General features: G+C 35.2%; 17 protein-coding genes. 13 read left to right on the top strand and 4 right to left on the bottom strand.

Annotated elements, in window-relative coordinates; all coding sequences use genetic code 11:
- Positions 1–6: 6 nt before the first annotated feature.
- The 4 genes from K412_RS0119630 (at position 7) to K412_RS0119615 (ending at position 4,015) form a co-directional block, all read left to right on the top strand.
- On the top strand, positions 7–2,133 hold the full coding sequence (locus tag K412_RS0119630; RefSeq protein WP_024834669.1) for an ATP-dependent helicase: 2,127 nt from the start codon (positions 7–9) through the stop codon (positions 2,131–2,133).
- An 81-nt stretch (positions 2,134–2,214) separates the two neighbouring features.
- A complete protein-coding gene (locus K412_RS0119625; protein WP_024834668.1) occupies positions 2,215–2,781 on the top strand; it encodes a YqeG family HAD IIIA-type phosphatase in 567 nt (188 codons plus the stop codon).
- A gap of 21 nt (positions 2,782–2,802) precedes the next feature.
- Complete coding sequence (gene aroE / locus K412_RS0119620) at positions 2,803–3,687, top strand: shikimate dehydrogenase (protein ID WP_024834667.1); 885 nt, start codon at positions 2,803–2,805, stop codon at positions 3,685–3,687.
- Positions 3,688–3,748: 61 nt separating this feature from the next.
- Positions 3,749–4,015 carry a late competence development ComFB family protein gene (locus K412_RS0119615; protein WP_024834666.1) on the top strand — a complete coding sequence of 89 codons (267 nt, stop codon included), beginning with the start codon at positions 3,749–3,751 and terminating at the stop codon, positions 4,013–4,015.
- A gap of 8 nt (positions 4,016–4,023) precedes the next feature.
- On the opposite strand, the gene K412_RS0119610 is transcribed toward K412_RS0119615, so the two are convergent.
- Positions 4,024–4,668 carry a DedA family protein gene (locus tag K412_RS0119610; RefSeq protein ID WP_024834665.1) on the bottom strand — a complete coding sequence of 215 codons (645 nt, stop codon included), beginning with the start codon at positions 4,666–4,668 and terminating at the stop codon, positions 4,024–4,026.
- Positions 4,669–4,685: 17 nt separating this feature from the next.
- Entirely contained in the window at positions 4,686–5,819 is a 1,134-nt protein-coding gene (locus tag K412_RS0119605; protein WP_024834664.1) for an LCP family protein, read from the bottom strand.
- Between the two features lie 274 nt (positions 5,820–6,093).
- Between K412_RS0119605 and iorA the strand changes: the two genes are divergently transcribed.
- The 4 genes from iorA to K412_RS0119585 all read left to right on the top strand — a co-directional run bounded on the left by iorA (position 6,094) and on the right by K412_RS0119585 (position 10,315).
- Positions 6,094–7,830 carry an indolepyruvate ferredoxin oxidoreductase subunit alpha gene (gene iorA / locus K412_RS0119600; RefSeq protein ID WP_024834663.1) on the top strand — a complete coding sequence of 579 codons (1,737 nt, stop codon included), beginning with the start codon at positions 6,094–6,096 and terminating at the stop codon, positions 7,828–7,830.
- 1 nt (position 7,831) lies between these two features.
- Positions 7,832–8,407, top strand: a complete 576-nt coding sequence (locus K412_RS0119595; RefSeq protein WP_024834662.1) for an indolepyruvate oxidoreductase subunit beta — start codon at positions 7,832–7,834, stop codon at positions 8,405–8,407.
- Between the two features lie 122 nt (positions 8,408–8,529).
- The gene (locus K412_RS0119590) at positions 8,530–9,834 is read left to right on the top strand and encodes a phenylacetate--CoA ligase family protein (protein WP_024834661.1); all 1,305 of its coding nucleotides are present in this window, start codon (positions 8,530–8,532) and stop codon (positions 9,832–9,834) included.
- A gap of 49 nt (positions 9,835–9,883) precedes the next feature.
- Positions 9,884–10,315, top strand: a complete 432-nt coding sequence (locus K412_RS0119585; protein WP_024834660.1) for an ACT domain-containing protein — start codon at positions 9,884–9,886, stop codon at positions 10,313–10,315.
- A gap of 50 nt (positions 10,316–10,365) precedes the next feature.
- Here the strand turns inward: K412_RS0119585 and K412_RS0119580 are convergent, their stop codons facing one another.
- Positions 10,366–11,055: a 4'-phosphopantetheinyl transferase family protein gene (locus K412_RS0119580; RefSeq protein ID WP_024834659.1), complete on the bottom strand. Its 690-nt coding sequence runs from the start codon at positions 11,053–11,055 to the stop codon at positions 10,366–10,368.
- 196 nt (positions 11,056–11,251) lie between these two features.
- Between K412_RS0119580 and K412_RS0119575 the strand changes: the two genes are divergently transcribed.
- The gene (locus K412_RS0119575; protein WP_024834658.1) at positions 11,252–11,959 is read left to right on the top strand and encodes a thioesterase II family protein; all 708 of its coding nucleotides are present in this window, start codon (positions 11,252–11,254) and stop codon (positions 11,957–11,959) included.
- A 72-nt stretch (positions 11,960–12,031) separates the two neighbouring features.
- Here the strand turns inward: K412_RS0119575 and K412_RS0119570 are convergent, their stop codons facing one another.
- Positions 12,032–13,039, bottom strand: coding sequence for an SDR family oxidoreductase (locus tag K412_RS0119570; RefSeq protein WP_024834657.1), 1,008 nt, complete (start codon positions 13,037–13,039; stop codon positions 12,032–12,034).
- Positions 13,040–13,304: 265 nt separating this feature from the next.
- Between K412_RS0119570 and K412_RS0119565 the strand changes: the two genes are divergently transcribed.
- The 4 genes from K412_RS0119565 (at position 13,305) to K412_RS0119550 (ending at position 18,084) form a co-directional block, all read left to right on the top strand.
- Positions 13,305–14,552, top strand: coding sequence for a competence/damage-inducible protein A (locus tag K412_RS0119565; protein ID WP_024834656.1), 1,248 nt, complete (start codon positions 13,305–13,307; stop codon positions 14,550–14,552).
- Positions 14,553–14,605: 53 nt separating this feature from the next.
- Entirely contained in the window at positions 14,606–16,198 is a 1,593-nt protein-coding gene (murJ, locus tag K412_RS0119560; protein ID WP_024834655.1) for a murein biosynthesis integral membrane protein MurJ, read from the top strand.
- A 94-nt stretch (positions 16,199–16,292) separates the two neighbouring features.
- Positions 16,293–17,339, top strand: a complete 1,047-nt coding sequence (recA, locus tag K412_RS0119555) for a recombinase RecA (RefSeq protein ID WP_024834654.1) — start codon at positions 16,293–16,295, stop codon at positions 17,337–17,339.
- Between the two features lie 124 nt (positions 17,340–17,463).
- Complete coding sequence (locus tag K412_RS0119550; RefSeq protein ID WP_024834653.1) at positions 17,464–18,084, top strand: regulatory protein RecX; 621 nt, start codon at positions 17,464–17,466, stop codon at positions 18,082–18,084.
- Positions 18,085–18,235 lie beyond the last annotated feature (151 nt).

Below are 18,235 nucleotides of genomic sequence, written 5' to 3'. Positions count from 1 at the left end.
GAATACATGACACAATCTGAAGTAGATAGAGAATATAATAAATTAAAGGATATAGAAATTGTAGACGAATTTAAAAATTTAAGTACTGAACAAAGAGAAGCTATACTTACTGTTAATGGGCCTGTATTACTTATTGCCGGACCCGGTAGTGGAAAAACAACTGTAATTGTAAACCGTGTTTATAATTTAATTAAATCAGGTGTCAATCCCAAAAGTATTTTGACACTTACTTTTAATAAGGCTGCACAGTTGGAAATGGAAAGACGTTTTGAAAAATTATACGGAAATAGGATAAGAGAAAAAGTACGCTTTGCCACCCTTCATAGCTTCTGTAACAGAGTGGTCAGAGACTATGAGATAATGAAAGGGCAGAGTTTAAGGCGTATTGAAGGTATAGATGAAGATATTAATAAGAAAATCCTTTTAAAGGACATATATTTTAGCATAAACAGCACCAAAATAAACGATGATGAACTGGATAATCTTATAAACGAAATAAGCTATATAAAGAATAAAATGATAAAAAATGCTGATGACAGCTTTTTTAGCTCAAAGAAATTCAAAAATGTATATAAAACATACGAAGAATACAAGAAAAAGAATCTCATGATTGACTTTGACGATATGCTTACATATGCCTATAGTATTCTTTCAAGATATCCGCAAGTTTTAAAAGAATATAAAAAACAATATAAATATATACAAGTTGATGAAGGCCAGGATTTATCCAATATACAGTTTGCCATTCTCAAGCAGTTGGCAGGGCCGGATGGGAATATATTTATAGTAGCTGATGATGACCAGTCAATTTACCGATTCAGAGGAGCCGAACCCCAGTATATTCTGAATATTAGCCATGAATTTAACAATCTCAGGCTTTTCAGGCTTGAAAACAACTACAGGTCTTCAAGTAATATAGTAGACCTTACAAGTAAATTCATAATGAAAAATGATAAAAGATATTTGAAATCACATAAAACCAAAAATAAAAGGGCAGACGACCCGGTGATTATCAGAGTTGTTAATGAGAGTGAGCAGCAGGATTTCCTTCTAAAAAAGATAGAAGAGCTGCTAAAAGAAAAAAAGTCAAAAAGCATAGGGATATTGTATAGAAATAATCTCTCATCAATTCTTGTTTCAGAAAAATTGCAAAGAAATGGAATTTCTTTTAGAATAAGGCAGAATAGGCTGTTTTATTTTAAACACTGGCTTGTACAGGAGGTATGTGCTTTTTTATTATTTGCACTTGATAGTTCTGATACCGAATCATTTGCAAAAATATGCTTCAGAATGAATAGATTCATATCAAAAACCATGTTGGAATGCGTCTTACAGGGTGAAGGAAGTGGTGAAAATGTAATTGACAGAATAATTAATAGTCATGACCTGAAACCTTTCCAGCTCACGGCAATGAGGGATTTAAAGGGAGAATTTGCTTCATTGGCAAAGAAGAATCCTTGGTCGGCATTAGAATATATAAAAAATAACTTCCGATATCTGGATAGTATTAAGGATTACAGTGCCATATCCGGTCAGTCCTTCGACTATCTGAATAAACTGTATGGTATTTTGCATGGAATATCAATTGATTGTCCCACTATTTCCTCATTCCTAATGCGGTTACAGGAGCTGGAGAAAATATTTCAGGATGGAGGATATAAACACGACGGCGAAAAGAATGAAATAACTCTGAGTACACTGCACTCTTCAAAGGGACTTGAATATGACAACGTATTTATGATAGACCTTATAAACAGTGAAATTCCGGGGGATAAGGCTCTTGAAAACTCTGAAAAAATCGTAATTGAAGAGGAAAGAAGACTTTTTTATGTTGGAATGACTAGGACAAGAAAAAAACTTTTTCTCATCTATCCTGATACTATAAATAATGAAAAAGTTATGCCTTCTATTTTTGTAAATGAGGTTGTACAACTTTTGCAAAAGGACATAATAGACAATATAGTAGAAGGAAAGTTTGTCAGTCATGTTAAATTTGGCAGAGGCATAGTAATTTCAATAGAACAGGACACTCAAACCCATAAGGATTTAATCGAAATAAAGTTTTTCAAAGTGGGATGCAGAAAGTTTGATTTGCAGCTTTGCCTTAACAATAAACTCTTGAATTTTGAATAGCACACAATACAATAAGAAGTACGAAATGGTTTGCAAAACATAGTAGGTTTTGCTATCATAGGTTGATATGGAGGAATTTACATGATCGAAAAATATTATCCTGACTTATATTATGATAGTATAAGACATATTGATATAAATAGACTTAAAGAAAGAGGTATCAAGGGAGTTATACTTGATATAGACAACACTCTTGTACCTATGCATACAAAGGATGCTGATGAGAATGCAATAACTTGGGTAGCTGAGCTGCAAAAAACTGGGTTTAAGGTATGTATACTATCAAACGCTTCACTAAAAAGAGTAACAAGGTTCAACAAAGAGATGTCGGTAATGGCAATACACAGAGCATATAAACCCAAAGGGAAAGCTTTTCTTAATGCAGCCGAAAAAATGGGGCTTGAGCCAGAAGAAGTGGCAGTTATTGGTGACCAGATATTTACCGATATATATGGGGGAAATAAAGTAAATATGCTTACAGTCCTTGTAAAGCCCATTGATAAAAAGGAAATTCTATATGTCAGATTAAAAAGGCATATTGAAAAAAGAGTATTAAAGCGCTTTAGTAATGTAGAAACTTCGAGACTGGAAGTAAGAAATGAATGGAAGAAGAAAAGGCTTCAAATAGAAAAAAGTCGTTTAAAATGACATTGGGGGTGGGGCAAACCAATGAATTTGGTTGAGCTTGTTAATGGAAAAACACAATTGTATGGTGTGCTTGGAAATCCAATTGAGCATACAAAATCACCTTTTATTCATAATACACTATTTAAAAAATTTGGAGTAAATGCTGTATATTTACCTATACTTGTTGAAACCGGAAAATTAGAACAAGTTATGGATGGATTAAAAAGTATAAACTTTTTAGGTTTTAACGTAACTGTTCCATATAAAAAAGATGTTATAAAATACCTGGATGAAATTTCAGAAGAAGGTAGGCTTATGGGTGCAATTAATACCGTAAAAAAGCAAAACGGAAGGCTCATAGGCTTTAATACAGATGCTGAAGGTTTTGTCAGGGATTTTTGCGATGGTTTTGAAACTACATTTAAAGGTAAGAGGGTAATGCTACTGGGAGCAGGGGGAACCTCAAGGGCTATTGCTGTCAAGCTTGCAATGGAAGGCATTGAACATCTCACCATAGTAAACAGGTCAGAGGCCAACGCAAAAAGTATCTCTAAGCTTGTAAATAGTAATTTCGGAAACATTGTAAGTACAATGTCCCCGGAGAAAGACAAAATTGATAAAGAACTTGAAAATAACCAGATTGTTATAAATACAACACCTGCTGGTATGAGTACATATCTCGACTCAACTCCTTTTGATATTGACTTCAACTTTAATGGGACTCAGATGGTGTATGACGTTCTATATGACCCTAAGAAAACAAAATTTATGACACAGGCAGAAAAAGCTGGTTGCAAAATAAGAAACGGATTTGGTATGCTGATAAATCAAGGGGTTTCAGCTTTTGAAATTTGGACTGATATACAGGTTGAAAGAAAGCAAAGAAGCGAACTTTTAAAAATTATAGAAAATATAGAGGGATTTTGAAAATATTACCGAAATGATTAATGTGTGTAATTATATAAGTCGGGTATAAGGGGATGAAAGTATGGTAACGTTAAAAAATTATATGGAGGAAGTTGTATTCAATCTAATGGACGGAGTCCTAGACGACATTAACATGTGTAAATGTGAATTGTGTGTTAAGGATATAGCTGCCCTTGCGCTTAACAGCCTTCCTCCGAAATACATTGCCTCTGAAAAAGGCGAACTGTATTCAAAAGTAAATAGTTTAAGAAACCAATTCGAGGTAGATGTCATTTCAGCTATTACAAAAGCAGCAGTTCTTGTTAAAAGCGCACCCAGACATAAATAACTCAATAACTATTTGCTTCCCATAGATTTATTACTTTCTCTACGGGAGGAAATAACCTTGTAAATTACAAATAGGACGATGCAGATTAAAATCAGTGCTATTACTATATTTTCAAAACCCTTAAAATACGGCCTGATTTTAGTCTCATAATCCTTTCCAAATACAAAACCCAGATAGATTAGTGTAAAATTCCAGGGAAGCATTCCGATTGTTGAGAAAATAACAAACTTTAATTTATTTATTTTAGCGATTCCAGCAGGTAAAGAAATAAATGTTCTGATTACGGGAAGAAGTCTTCCTAAGCACACAGCCAGCATACCTCTTTTTTTTAATACCTCTTCCGCTTTATAAAAATTCTTTTCCGATACAAAAAAGTATTTTCCGTATTTAAGTATAAAAGGCCTACCCCCATAAGAACCAACAAAGTAGGCAAACATGGAGCCAATAAGACTTCCTATGGCTGCTGCAATATTTGCTTCCAACAGAGTAATGCTTCCTTGAGAAGCCATCATTCCTCCAAAAGGCAGTATAATTTCACTGGGAAGAGGAATACAGCTGCTTTCAAAGAGCATCCAAAGACCAATTCCCCAAGGTCCCATACCTTCGATAATATCTATTAAAGGCATTAGAATATTATGAATAAAAGTAGTCATTTTTTACACTCCTTACTTTATCCCTTTGACGTTCCTTTGGTGTCGGTATCAGTATTTGAGGGATTTTGCTTCTTAATAGCAGGCGTTTTTTTCGATGTACTAGGAGCTTTTACTTCATCCTCGTCATCGTTACTTTCAGTAGGAACATATAGTTCGCCTGATGGAATTGCTATACCGTTGGCAGAATAAAAATATTCATTAACTATATCAGCCGCCGGAAGAGATTCTTTTGTCTCAATATTGATTATGTTACCGTTGTATACGTAGTACCATCCTTTATTTATAACCTTGTCTTCACCGTCAAGACGGAAAGAATTAAAATTGTCAGGAGAAATACTTATGAGCCCAGAAGTCATCTTTAGTGCATCTGATAAAGTCATATTGGTTATAACATTTTGAAAGGCATAATTAAGCACGGGATTTAGCTTTGGAATATTTTGTACCTTTAGCTTCTGTTTTATAAATTCTTTTATGAACTTCATCTGCATTTCTGTTCTCTTTATATCACTGCCGTCATAAAACTCTTTTAACTCTTTTGTATATCGGTCTCCGTTTGGTTTTCTGAAACGAAGTAATTGCTCAACCTTGTCACCATCCAACAACTGATAACCTTTTTTCAAATTAATATGAAGATTCTGAGAAGGGTCATCATACTTCATATCAACAGGAACGTCAAAATAAACTCCGCCAAGCATGTCTGTAATCTTTTTGATTGCGGAAATATTAATATGAACATAATAGTTAATATTGATTCCCGTTAAGTTACTTACTATCTCGGCTGCATATCTTGCACCTTCGTGATTGCGTCCTCCTGCTGCATAGGCAGCATTTATTTTGGGAAGTATATTGTTTTTTAATTTAACCTTAGTATCTCTTGGTATTGTAACGATACTTATCTGTTTTTTTTCTGGATTATAATTTGCTACCAGCATTGAATCCGTATTGCCACTTGACTTATCACCAACAAGGAGGAAGAAGTTCATAGGCTCTTTATTGGTAGTGGCATTAAGTCCTTCTAGTATCGCGGGAACAGCATTGCTGCCATCAGCTCCTGTTATGCTGTTTGCATAATAAAGAAAAACTGTTCCCATTCCAAAAAGAAATAAACCTACTACTATAGTAATTATATAAGTAAATTTTCTAGTGTTCATTTTAAGACCTCTTAATAGTTTATTGTTTATAGTCAGCAATTATTATATCATATATTTATAGGAATTTTATAAAAATAATCTATTCGTTGCATAATTAAAAGTTCGCTTAGATAAAATTAAACATGCTTAAAACAACAAAAAACGCTGTATAGCGCTAAATGTGTCGAATTTCTTCATTTACTTTAGGCTGATAATACTTTATAATAATAAACAATGTATGATGATTGTAATCAAGTATTACAATAATTAATCAAATAGAGATGGGGGAATATCAATGAAGAAACTCATGCTCGGCAATGAAGCCGTGGCAAGAGGAGCATATGAAGCAGGCTGCTCAGTAGCGGCGGCTTATCCTGGAACTCCTAGTACGGAAATTACTGAGTACATATCCAAATATGATGAAATATATTCAGAGTGGGCACCAAATGAAAAGGTGGCACTGGAGGTAGCTATAGGTTCATCCATCGGAGGAGCAAGAGCCATATGTTCCATGAAACATGTAGGACTTAATGTTGCAGCAGATCCTCTCTTTACAGTATCATATACAGGCGTAAACGGAGGTCTTGTTATAATGGTTGCTGATGACCCTGGAATGCACAGTTCACAGAACGAGCAGGACAGTAGATTCTATGCAAGGTCATCAAAGGTTCCGATGCTTGAACCTTCCGACTCTCAGGAATGTAAGGACTTCGTAAAACAAGCATTTACCATAAGCGAGACATTTGATTGTCCTGTAATCGTAAGACTTTCCACCAGAGTATCTCATTCTCAAAGTGTTGTTGAACTTAGCGATAAAGAAGATTACAAGTTAAAGCAATATTCTAAGGATGCAAGCAAATATGTAATGATGCCTGCTATGGCAAGAAAAAGGCATGTTGAAGTTGAAAAGAGAATGACTGCTTTGAGAAAATTCTCAAATGAAAGTGGATTAAACAAGATTGAAATGATAAGTAATGACATCGGTGTTATAACCAGCGGAATTTCATATCAGTATGTAAAAGAAGCGATACCAGATGCATCTGTATTAAAGATAGGAATGGTTCATCCGATTCCTGAAAAACTAATTGAAGAATTTGCGTCAAAAGTAAAAACACTTTATGTTGTAGAAGAATTGGAGCCATTCTTTGAGAATCAAATTAAGAAAATGGGCATAAAAGTAATTGGTAAAGAAAAGCTTCCTATAACCGGTGAGTATAGTGCGCAATTGCTTGCAGAGAAACTTCGTGATAAAAAGTTTGATTCTAATGAAGCTTCCAATAATGCCGTTCCTGTAAGACCACCAGTAATGTGTCCAGGATGTCCTCATAGAGGTATGTTCTATGTTCTCAAAAAAATGGGACTGACCGTAAGCGGAGACATAGGATGTTATACGTTAGGTGCATTGCCTCCTAACGAAGCAATGGATATATGCGTGTGTATGGGTGCAAGCATTGGTATTGCACATGGATTGGAAAAAGCACGTGGGACTGAATTCAGAAAAAAAACTGTAGCAGTTATCGGCGACTCAACATTTATACATTCAGGAATTACGGGCTTAATAGATATTGTATATAATAAAGGTAACTCCACTGTAATTATTCTTGATAATTCAATTACGGGAATGACTGGGCATCAACAGAATCCTACAACAGGATTTACAATTAAGGGTGAGCCTACAAAACAGGTAGATCTTGAACTTCTTTGTAAATCTGTGGGTGTTGACAGGGTTACGGTTGTAGATCCTTTTGATATAAAGGAATTTGAGAAGGTTGTAAAAGCTGAAATAGATGCAGATGAACCTTCTGTGATAATTTCTCAGCGTCCATGTGCACTTTTAAAGTATGTAAAATATGAAGGAAGTCACAGAATAGTACAGGATAAATGTAAAAAGTGCAGAATGTGCATGAAAATAGGATGCCCTGCCATAGTTGAAAAGGGTGATCACCTTGAAATAAATCCGGCACTTTGTGTAGGTTGCAAACTCTGCACAAAGATATGCGGATTTGGTGCTATCGAAAGGGCAGGTGAATAAGGTGAAAAAATTAAATCTTCTTATTGTTGGTGTTGGCGGACAGGGAACTCTTCTGGCCAGCAGAATACTGGGAACAGTTGCATTAAAACTGAATTTTGACGTTAAGGTCTCAGAGGTACACGGTATGTCTCAGAGAGGCGGCAGCGTTGTTACATATGTAAAGTATGGAGAAAAGGTATATTCACCTTTAATTGAAAAGGGTGAGGCAGATCTAATTATTGCCTTTGAACAGTTAGAAGCACTCAGGTGGGTGGAATATCTCAATAAGGAAGGCAAGATGATAGTAAATGAGCAGGAAATTGATCCAATGCCTGTAATCACAGGAAAGGTTAAGTATCCTGAAAAAATACTTGAAACATTAAAGGCATCATATAGAATTTATTCACTTGATGCACTTAAAATTGCCAAAGAATGTGGAACAATAAAAGCGGTGAATATTGTTCTGTTGGGAGTAATGGCAAAATTAGCAGGTATTGATAAAAACATATTTTTAGAAGCCATAAATGAAGTGGTTCCTGCAAAGGTACTAGATGTAAACATCAAAGCCTTTGAGGAAGGTTACAATTATCATAATTAAGAATTTAAGCCTATTGCTTTTGTGTGGGGCTACATTTTGTAAGTAAACCCTGAAAGCCATTCCGAGTGGGATGATGGCAAAGAATATATAAATTATATTTATTCTTGGGAGGGTGAAACGTTATGTCATGTTGGAATCAGACATACGAATGTATGTCCAGAGAAGAAATGCGTAAGGTTCAATCAGAAAGATTAATTAAAACTGTAAAGCGGGTATACGAAAATGTACCTACTTACAGAAAGAAGATGCAGGAAAAGGGAATACTGCCGGGAGATATCAAGTCTGTTGATGATTTGAAAAATTTACCCTTTACCTATAAGCAGGACCTGAGAGATACATATCCATACGGATTATTTGCAGTACCTATGAGTGAAATTGTCAGAGTTCATGCATCATCTGGAACAACTGGTAAGAAAACGGTGGTAGGTTATACTAAAAATGACCTTGATGTTTGGTCTGAGGTTATTGCTCGAACATTTACAGCGGCAGGAGCAGGAAAAGACTCTTTTCTGCAAGTTTCTTACGGTTACGGATTATTTACCGGAGGCCTAGGTGCTCATTACGGCGGTGAGAAACTGGGAGCAACAGTTATACCTACTTCATCAGGAAATACAAAGTTACAGCTTTCAATTATGCAGGATTTTGGTACAACTCATATTGCATGTACACCTTCTTATGCTTTGTATTTGGCTGAGGAGATGGAAGAACTGGGAATAAAGAGAAGCGACTTAAAGCTCCAGGCCGGTATTTTTGGGGCGGAACCTTGGTCAGAAAGTATGAGGCAGGAAATACAGGACAGACTAAAGATTAAAGCTTTTGATATATACGGGTTAAGTGAGGTAATAGGTCCTGGGGTTGCATTTGAATGTGATTATCAAAATGGTATGCATATTCCTGAAGACCATTTTATCCCGGAAATTATTGATCCTGACACAGGTGAAGTCCTTCCAGAAGGGTCAAAAGGGGAAATTGTTTTTACAACTATTACAAAAGAAGGCCTACCGTTAATTAGGTATAGAACCAGAGATCTTTCGTCATTGAACTATGATAAATGCGAATGTGGACGTACAGCGGTAAGAATGAGTAAGGTTACCGGCAGAACAGACGACATGCTCATAATCAGAGGTGTAAATGTTTTCCCTTCACAGGTTGAAAGTGTTCTATTATCAATTGGAGAGACTGCACCTCATTATATGCTGGTAGTTGATAGAAAAGACAATTTGGATACACTGGAAATTCAGGTTGAAATTACTCCAAGCTTATTCTCGGATGAAGTAAAAAAGCTGGAAGATGTGGAAAAGAAGATTTCTAAGGAAATTAATAGTACTTTAGGAATAAGTGCAAAAATCAAGCTGGTTGAACCAAAAACCATTCAGCGCAGCGAAGGAAAAGCAAAAAGAGTTATTGACAAAAGGGTTATATATTAAGGGTTAGGTTATTCATTAACAATAACAAATATAAAGGAGGCCGTTAACCATGCTTGTTAAGCAGATTTCAGTTTTTCTAGAAAACAAATCAGGAAGGTTGGCTGATGTAACCAGAACACTTGCGGATAATAACATTAATATCTGTGCTATGTCTATAGCAGATACTACGGATTTCGGCATATTAAGACTTATTGTAAATAAGCCGGAAGATGCTGAACGTTTTTTGAGTGAGCAGCAGTTTACCGTAAGCTGTACCAGTGTTATAGCAATTGGTGTTGAAGATAAGCCAGGAGGACTTGCAAAGGCATTGGATATTCTTCATGATAATGGTATAAGCATTGAGTATATGTATGCTTTTGTAGGAAAAACAGGCAATGAAGCATTTGTTATTTTAAGAGTTGAAAACCCTGAAACGGCAATAGAAACATTATTGAAATCCGGTATAGAAATACTACCAAGCGATAAGATTTATTGTGCATAAATAATCTTTAATAGGCTGCCTCTTATATTTTGAGGCAGCCCTTATACTATTTACAAAGTATTCAAAATATCCTGAACGGTTACAAGACATATTTTATCCGAAAGACAATCTTCCTCAGAACAAACGGAAACGATATGGTTATCGTCAATTTCAAATTGACTGAAAAAGTAGTTTGAAAGATTGCTTGTATCTTTTGTTGAGAGAGATATCTTGCCTGAATCTATGTTAAAAGAAAACGAATCAAGAGGAATTGATAATCCTCTTCCGTCAGCTTTTATATAACTTTCCTTCAATGTCCACAGCATAAAAAAGTATTTGGTACGGTAATGTTCCGGTTGGCTCATAAGATTTTCATACTCACTGGGTGAAAAAAATCTTTTTGCAATGTCGAATTTTGTTTGTTTTATAAGTTCTACATCTATTCCGCAGGGCTTATCTGAAAGAATACAGACAACCCAATCGCCGGAATGGGATATATTATAAAAAACAGAATGGCTCGCAATTGGAAAGTATGGTTTATTATTAGAGTCTGTTTTGAAACTAATAACTTCATTTTTATAGTTTAAGTTTTTACATATGGCATATCTGGCTATAACTTCGCCAAGAAGGCACCTTATAGAATCCTCCTTAAATAGAAACCTTTCCATTTTTGCTTTTCTTTCATCAGAAATCAATCGCTTTAATAAATCAATATAATTATCAGTACACGCAGAAACTTTCGTACCATATAATTTAATCAAGACACCCCAACCTTTCATGAAAACAACTGCTTAGCATATGTGCTGACTTTTATTCTAACAGAGATTGACAAATTTGTGAAGTTTGCAAAGGATTAAACAGAACTATGGAAATCCTAAACTGGATAATATATAATATATTGGGTTAAGTAGTAAAAATTTTGTAAGATTTTAAACTATTTTTATTAAGAGGAGTACTATGAAAAATACAATTAATCTGTTTTGCTTTCCATATGCAGGAGGTTCTTCAAACATATATTCTAAGTTGAAACATTTTGCTGACAAAAATATAAAAGTAATGCCTGTGGAACTGGCAGGAAGAGGAAAAAGGATAAGTGAACCATTATTCAAAAATATGGCAGAAGTAATAGATGATGTTTACAATATAATATCATCGTCAGTTGATGAACAGCCCTTTGCTTTATTTGGACATAGTATGGGAAGTTCCATTGTTCTTGAACTGGCACAAAAAATTCTTAAAACCAAAAAAACAGAGCCCCTGCACCTATTTATTTCAGGTAGATGTCCTCCTGTATTTTACAAAAATCGTAAGAATATACATCATTTACCTGATGAAGAATTTATAAATGAGGTTTATGAACTTGGTGGTACACCCAAAGAGGTTTTTGAAAACAAGGAATTGCGTAGTATATTTTTGCCTATACTAAGGGCAGATTATACATTGATAGAAGAATATAATTATATTGAAAAAGATGTAAAATTAAGCTGTGACATAACGGTTTTTAATGGAAAAGATGACAAAATGACCAGTATGGAAGGACTGGAAAAATGGGCAGACTATACATCTGGTAAAACTGAAATTATTCAATTTGATGGCGGGCATTTTTTCCTGCTTAATCAAATGGAGAGAATCATGAATATAATAAATAAAACTTTAATTCGTTAATAATAAAAAAGTATCGGAATGGTAATTTGTACCTGGATTCCGATACTTTTTTCTATTTTCGGGTAAATATAATTATTTTTTCATAGAATTCATATAATTATTGATAACTTTATCACACCAATCATCAAATTCCTTATCTTCAGTCTGGAGTTCTGGATGGGAAAGAATATTTTCCAAAACATATCTGACTCCTTGGTCAAAACGAACAGTTGCATTAAAACCGGGTACTAACCTTTTTATCTTGGAATTGTCGAATACAACTGTGTTTGACTTATCCCCCAAAAGAGAACCTGTGAAATCATAGTCGCTTGAAGCTGCAAGATAATCTGTTGCTATGTGTACAGCATTGAGTTTTACTCCCAAAGTAGAAGCGATTATTTCATAAATCTGGTTCCATGTAAGGCTTTCATCAGACGTAATATGAATGGCCTCACCAATGGCATGAATATTGCCCATTAAACCTATGAAGCCTTTGGCAAAATCTGTATTATATGTTAAAGTCCATAAAGAGCTTCCGTCACCGTGAATGATTACAGGTTTGTTTTCCAACATCCTCTTTATTACCTGCCAGCTGCCGTTATTTCCATGAACACCAAGAGGAATGCTTCGATTGTCGTAAGTGTGACTTGGACGTACAATAGTTACAGGGAAGCCGTTGTTGCGGTATTCTGACATTAGAAGTTCCTCACAAGCAATTTTATTACGAGAATATTCCCAATATGGATTTGCAAGAGGTGTTGATTCAGTTATTCGATAATCAGACAGGGGTTTTTGATATGCTGAAGCAGAACTAATAAATATGTATTGCTTTGTTCTGCCGGAGAAAAGTCTTATATCACGTTCAACCTGTGAAGGTACAAAGGCAATAAAATCTGCCACGACATCAAAATTCATATCTTTTATAAGTGATTTTACAAGTTCTTCGTCATTAATATCAGCCTTTAAAAGTTTTGCTCCTGCAGGAATGCTTTCAGACCTGTTGCCCCTGTTAATAAGATAAAGTTCCCAGCCTTGCTCAACCAAAGAGGATGTAATTGCTGAACTAATAATACCTGTTCCACCAATAAACAATGCCTTCATAATTAATTCTCCTTTGTACTGGTAAATAATATATAAAAGTATTATATAACGATATTTAAAATAAATACATTATTCTAGACAAAAAAAGTGCTTGAAAGCCTACATATTTATGTTATAATTAAACTGGTTAGTTGAACTCAAAGATTTTTTCTGTTATTTCATTTCTTAAATTAATTCCTTTTTTCAAATGTTTGATTACTATTTTGTTTTCATGTTGTATAATAAATAAATACGGGTTTATTTACTATATAACGGAGGCACAAATATGAAAGCAGAAATATTAGCCGTTGGTACAGAGCTGCTTATGGGTCAGATTGTTAATACCAATGCACAGTATATATCCTCAAAACTGCCAGAAGCAGGAGTTGGTGTATATTATCATAGTGTAGTAGGTGACAATCCCAATAGATTAGAAGACTCTTTGAAACTTGCTTTGGAACGGAGTGACGTTGTCATTACAACAGGCGGTTTGGGACCTACACAGGATGATTTGACAAAGGAAACTATTTCAAGAGTTTGTGGAAAAAAGCTGGTTATTCATGAAGAGAGCCTAAATAGAATAAAAGATTATTTCAGCAGGCTAGGAAGACAGATGACTCCAAATAATGAAAAGCAAGCGTACATGCCCGAAGGTTGTATAGTACTTGAAAATAATAATGGTACTGCACCGGGATGTATAATTGAAATGGGAGAAAAGGTAGTTGTAATGCTCCCGGGCCCACCGGTAGAAATGAAGCCAATGTTTTTGGATTATGTTATGCCATATTTCAAAAATAAGGGCGATTATTCTCTGGAATCAGTAATTTTAAGGGTTTTTGGTATCGGTGAATCAGCTATGGAAACTAAAATAATAGATTTAATTGATAACCAAACAAATCCAACTATTGCTACGTATGCTAAGGAAGGCGAGGTTACTATAAGGGTAACTGCCAGTGTTAAAAATGGAGAAAGTGCAGAAGAAATACTGATGCCTGTTGTAGATGAGATTAAAAGAAGAACCGGTGAAAATCTGTACTCTGATAAAGATGAAACTTTGGATTCTGTGGCTGCTAGACTTCTTTTGGAAAACAATATTACAATTGCAACTGCTGAATCCTGTACAGGAGGTCTTATTTCAGAGATGTTTACCAATATACCTGGTATATCCAAGGTATTTATGGGAGGAGCAGTGACATATTCCAATGAAGCGAAAATGGAATACCTTGGAGTAAAGGAAAAGACTCTTCAGGCTCACGGAGCAGTCAGCCGTGAAACAGCAGCAGAAATGGCTGAAGGTATCAGAAAGCGACTAAAGACTGATATTGGTATTTCAGTTACAGGAATAGCAGGGCCAGGTGGAGGTACTGCCGAAAAACCTGTTGGTTTGGTTTATATAGGCCTTTCCAGTAACAGCGGAACAATTACAAAAGAGCTTAGACTTTCAGGAAATAGAAAAAAAATCAGAACGATTACAGCATTAAATGTGTTTGATTTAATAAGAAGACATATTTTAAAATTGAAAATTGATTTTTGATTAAGGTTATACACAGGAAAAGGACTGCAAATGAGCAGTCGGGAGGGTTTAATTTGAGTTCAAATAATAAAAAATTAACAGGTGCCGCAATAATAGTTATGGCATCGTTGGTTGTAAGCAGAATAACGGGTTATTTGAGAACAATACTTATTAACAATCTGCTTACGGCAGCACAATCGGATTCATTGCTAGCAGCGTTCAGAACCACTGACTTGATGTACAATTTATTAATAGGCGGGGCAATTTCAGCAGCACTTGTTCCCGTACTGTCTGGATACATTGCTAAAGATGAGGAAGAGGACGGCTGGAAAGCTGTTGGAACTTTTATAAACGTTGTATTTGTAACCATGATTGGGGTATGTATTCTTGGAGTAATTTTTGCTCCTGCTGTAGTATCCATGACTGCGTCAGGCTTAACGGGTGAAAAAAGGGAGATGACAATCCAGCTTACCAGAATACTGTTTCCCTCAGTTGGTTTTATGATGCTTGCAGGAATGACAAACGGAGTGCTTTATTCATATAAGAGGTTTGCTTCCGCTGCATTTGCACCATCAGTTTATAATCTTGGAACTGCACTTAGCATATTCATACTTAGCAGATTTGGGGTTAGATTTGTTGCATTTGGTGTATTAGCAAGTGCGATTATATATTTCCTAATGCAGATAACCTTCGCATGGCCTAATTTAAAATATTACAGGCCTAAAATTCTTTGGAAGAATCAGGGGTTTAGAAGGCTGTTCAAGCTTGCAATACCATCCCTTGCAGCATCTGCCATAGCACAGATAAATATACTTATATCACTAAACTTTATATCTATGTTTAAAAATGACGGAAGTATAACGGCATATTACAATGCAAACGATTTATGGCAACTGCCCTACGGCATATTTGCAATGGGACTTGGAACAGCGATACTTCCTACACTTTCAGAAAAACTGGCACTGAAAAAGATAGGAGAATTCAAGGAAATACTTGATAATGGTTTTAGAACAATTCTGTATCTTATAATACCGTCATCAGTAGCATTTATAGTCCTTTCTCAACCTGTTGTCAGTGTTGTTTACAAATGGTCACAAGTTATAGGAAAAGAAAGAATTGTAACAGCAGGCAATATACTGTTTTTGTTTACGGCTGCAATGATTGCTCAGTCTATGCTTGCTCTTCTGAACAGGGCTTTTTATGCGGACAATGATACCAAGACTCCTCTTTATGTTGGTACCATATCTATTGCACTAAACTTTGTTTTCTGCTACATATTTATGAAAACTACAGATCTGGGTCCTGCCGGAATGTCATTGTCATATTCCATACAAAGCGTGGTAAATATGGCTATTATGATGGTGATAATATCAAAACGAATGAATGGAATGGGATGGAAAAAACTTCTTAACTATTCAATAAAGCTGTTAGGGGCTGCGGTTATTATGGGGGGAGTACTATTTTTATTAAATAGATTCATCCCTGTTGATTTTACAAAGCCTTTCGTAATGCACTCAAAGTTAATTGAAATAGCGGCATTAGGAGTAGAAATTGTAGTAGGAGCATCAGTTTATTTTGCATTTACCATGCTATTTAAGATAGATGAGGCCGTTGCAGTAAAGAACAAATTTATTAGTAAAATTAAGGGTTTAGTAGTTAAATCATAACAAGCAAAATATTTTAATTTAACAGTTGACTATCTATAAAATAAAATATATAATTTAAAAGAACAAATGTTCGAATGATAAAGGAGGTCACCCCGTGTTAGAAAAGAAAAAAGCATTAGAGATGGCTTTGGGCCAGATAGAGAAACAGTTTGGCAAAGGTGCGGTAATGAAACTGGGCGAAAATTCACATATGAATGTAGAGAGTATTCCTACAGGGTCCATGAGCCTTGATTTGGCACTGGGAGTAGGAGGAGTTCCCCGAGGAAGGATAGTAGAAGTTTTTGGACCGGAGTCATCAGGTAAAACGACAGTTGCATTGCATATCATTGCGGAGGCTCAAAAAGCCGGAGGCGAAGCTGCTTTTATAGACGCAGAACACGCCCTTGATCCTGTGTATGCAAAGAAACTTGGGGTTGATATAGAAAATTTGATAGTATCTCAGCCTGATACAGGTGAACAGGCTCTTGAGATTACAGAAGCACTTGTAAGAAGTGGTGCCATAGATGTTATTGTAGTTGACTCTGTTGCCGCTCTTGTGCCTAAAGCAGAAATTGATGGAGAAATGGGAGATTCCCATATAGGTTTGCAAGCAAGGCTTATGTCACAGGCATTGAGAAAATTAGCCGGTGTTATTAGTAAATCCAGAACAACTGCTATATTTATTAATCAGCTTCGTGAGAAGGTCGGTGTAATGTTTGGTAATCCGGAAACTACTCCCGGTGGTAGAGCATTAAAGTTCTATTCCTCAGTAAGGCTTGATGTCAGAAGAATAGAAGCATTAAAGCAAGCTAACGAAGTTGTAGGTAACAGAACAAGAGTTAAGGTTGTAAAAAATAAAGTAGCACCTCCATTCAAAGAAGCTGAGTTTGATATAGTTTATGGTGAGGGTATATCAAAAGAAGGCGGTATACTTGATATAGCCGTTAGCATGGATATTGTCAACAAGAGTGGAGCATGGTTCTCGTATAACGGTCAGCGCATAGGTCAAGGCCGTGAAAATGCAAAGCAATATCTAAAAGAAAATCCTGCTATGTGCAGTGAAATTGAAAAACTTATCAGAAGTAATTTTGTTGTAACTGATGCTCCACAAAATGAAGGTACAGAAGGAGACGAAGATATTTCACTTGATGAAATTGAATAGTACTATATTAAAATAAAAGAAGAATAGAAACAGTCATTACAAGGCATGCCAGAGGATGAATTCCGTACAGGCATGCCTTATATATAGTATAAACGTATTATGCGAATATTAAACGGAGGCTGTTATGAGGATTACATCAATAGAAAAAAGCAATAAGAATAAATCCATGGCAAGTGTCTGCATTGATGACAAGATAGAATTTGTGCTGCCACAAAAACGTATAGATGCTCTTAATCTTGCCATTGACAAAATAATAGAGGGGGAAACACTGGATTACATACTTAAATACGAGGTCTACGCCGCAGCAAAGAGTTCAGCGGTAAAGTTTCTTTCTTTGAAACTCAGAACTTCTTTTGAAGTAGAAGAAAAGCTTAGAGAACTGGGTTATGAGGAGACTACAATAAATCAAGTGATAAATGATTTAACTGAAATAGATTATATCAATGATTATAAATATGCTACTAAATATATATCCGAAAAAACAAAGCTGAAGCCAAAGTCTATCAGATTATTGCAAATGGAATTGAGTAATAAGGGAATACCTGATGATATAATAAGCAGTGTGATTGAAGAATTAAACCCGGATGATGATGAGGTAGCTTTGGAAATACTTAAAAAAAGATATTCAAAATATACAGAGTATGATGAGAATTTGATTAATAAAATGAAATCTTATCTTGCAGGCAGAGGGTTTAGTTATAATCAAATTTCAAAAGCAATAAGTAAATACTTACCAGAAGACTAATGTAATACGAATTTCAACTGCAAAAAAAATTAAATATTTGCAAATTATTTACCTAAAACATTGACAATCTGTAATTATTATTAAATAATTTTTAATAGAACTTTTTTAGAGTATAAATTAAGCAAATATACGTTCTTTAAATCGAAATATG

This window comes from Ruminiclostridium josui JCM 17888 (assembly GCF_000526495.1).
Classification (GTDB): domain Bacteria; phylum Bacillota; class Clostridia; order Acetivibrionales; family DSM-1351; genus Ruminiclostridium; species Ruminiclostridium josui.
Note: the sequence above shows the minus strand (reverse complement) of the source record. Positions and strands in the feature narration are given on the sequence as shown.

Excerpts from the sequence above, each read along its gene's own strand:
- K412_RS0119585 (WP_024834660.1), top strand. The coding sequence starts at position 9,884 with ATGCTTGTTAAGCAGATTTCAGTTTTTCTAGAAAACAAATCAGGAAGG.
- iorA (WP_024834663.1), top strand. The coding sequence starts at position 6,094 with ATGAAGAAACTCATGCTCGGCAATGAAGCCGTGGCAAGAGGAGCATAT.
- K412_RS0119565 (WP_024834656.1), top strand. The coding sequence starts at position 13,305 with ATGAAAGCAGAAATATTAGCCGTTGGTACAGAGCTGCTTATGGGTCAG.
- K412_RS0119610 (WP_024834665.1), bottom strand. The coding sequence starts at position 4,668 with ATGACTACTTTTATTCATAATATTCTAATGCCTTTAATAGATATTATC.
- K412_RS0119605 (WP_024834664.1), bottom strand. The coding sequence starts at position 5,819 with ATGAACACTAGAAAATTTACTTATATAATTACTATAGTAGTAGGTTTA.
- K412_RS0119615 (WP_024834666.1), top strand. The coding sequence starts at position 3,749 with ATGGTAACGTTAAAAAATTATATGGAGGAAGTTGTATTCAATCTAATG.
- K412_RS0119590 (WP_024834661.1), top strand. The coding sequence starts at position 8,530 with ATGTCATGTTGGAATCAGACATACGAATGTATGTCCAGAGAAGAAATG.
- K412_RS0119630 (WP_024834669.1), top strand. The coding sequence starts at position 7 with ATGACACAATCTGAAGTAGATAGAGAATATAATAAATTAAAGGATATA.
- aroE (WP_024834667.1), top strand. The coding sequence starts at position 2,803 with ATGAATTTGGTTGAGCTTGTTAATGGAAAAACACAATTGTATGGTGTG.
- K412_RS0119575 (WP_024834658.1), top strand. The coding sequence starts at position 11,252 with ATGAAAAATACAATTAATCTGTTTTGCTTTCCATATGCAGGAGGTTCT.
- K412_RS0119550 (WP_024834653.1), top strand. The coding sequence starts at position 17,464 with ATGAGGATTACATCAATAGAAAAAAGCAATAAGAATAAATCCATGGCA.
- K412_RS0119570 (WP_024834657.1), bottom strand. The coding sequence starts at position 13,039 with ATGAAGGCATTGTTTATTGGTGGAACAGGTATTATTAGTTCAGCAATT.
- K412_RS0119625 (WP_024834668.1), top strand. The coding sequence starts at position 2,215 with ATGATCGAAAAATATTATCCTGACTTATATTATGATAGTATAAGACAT.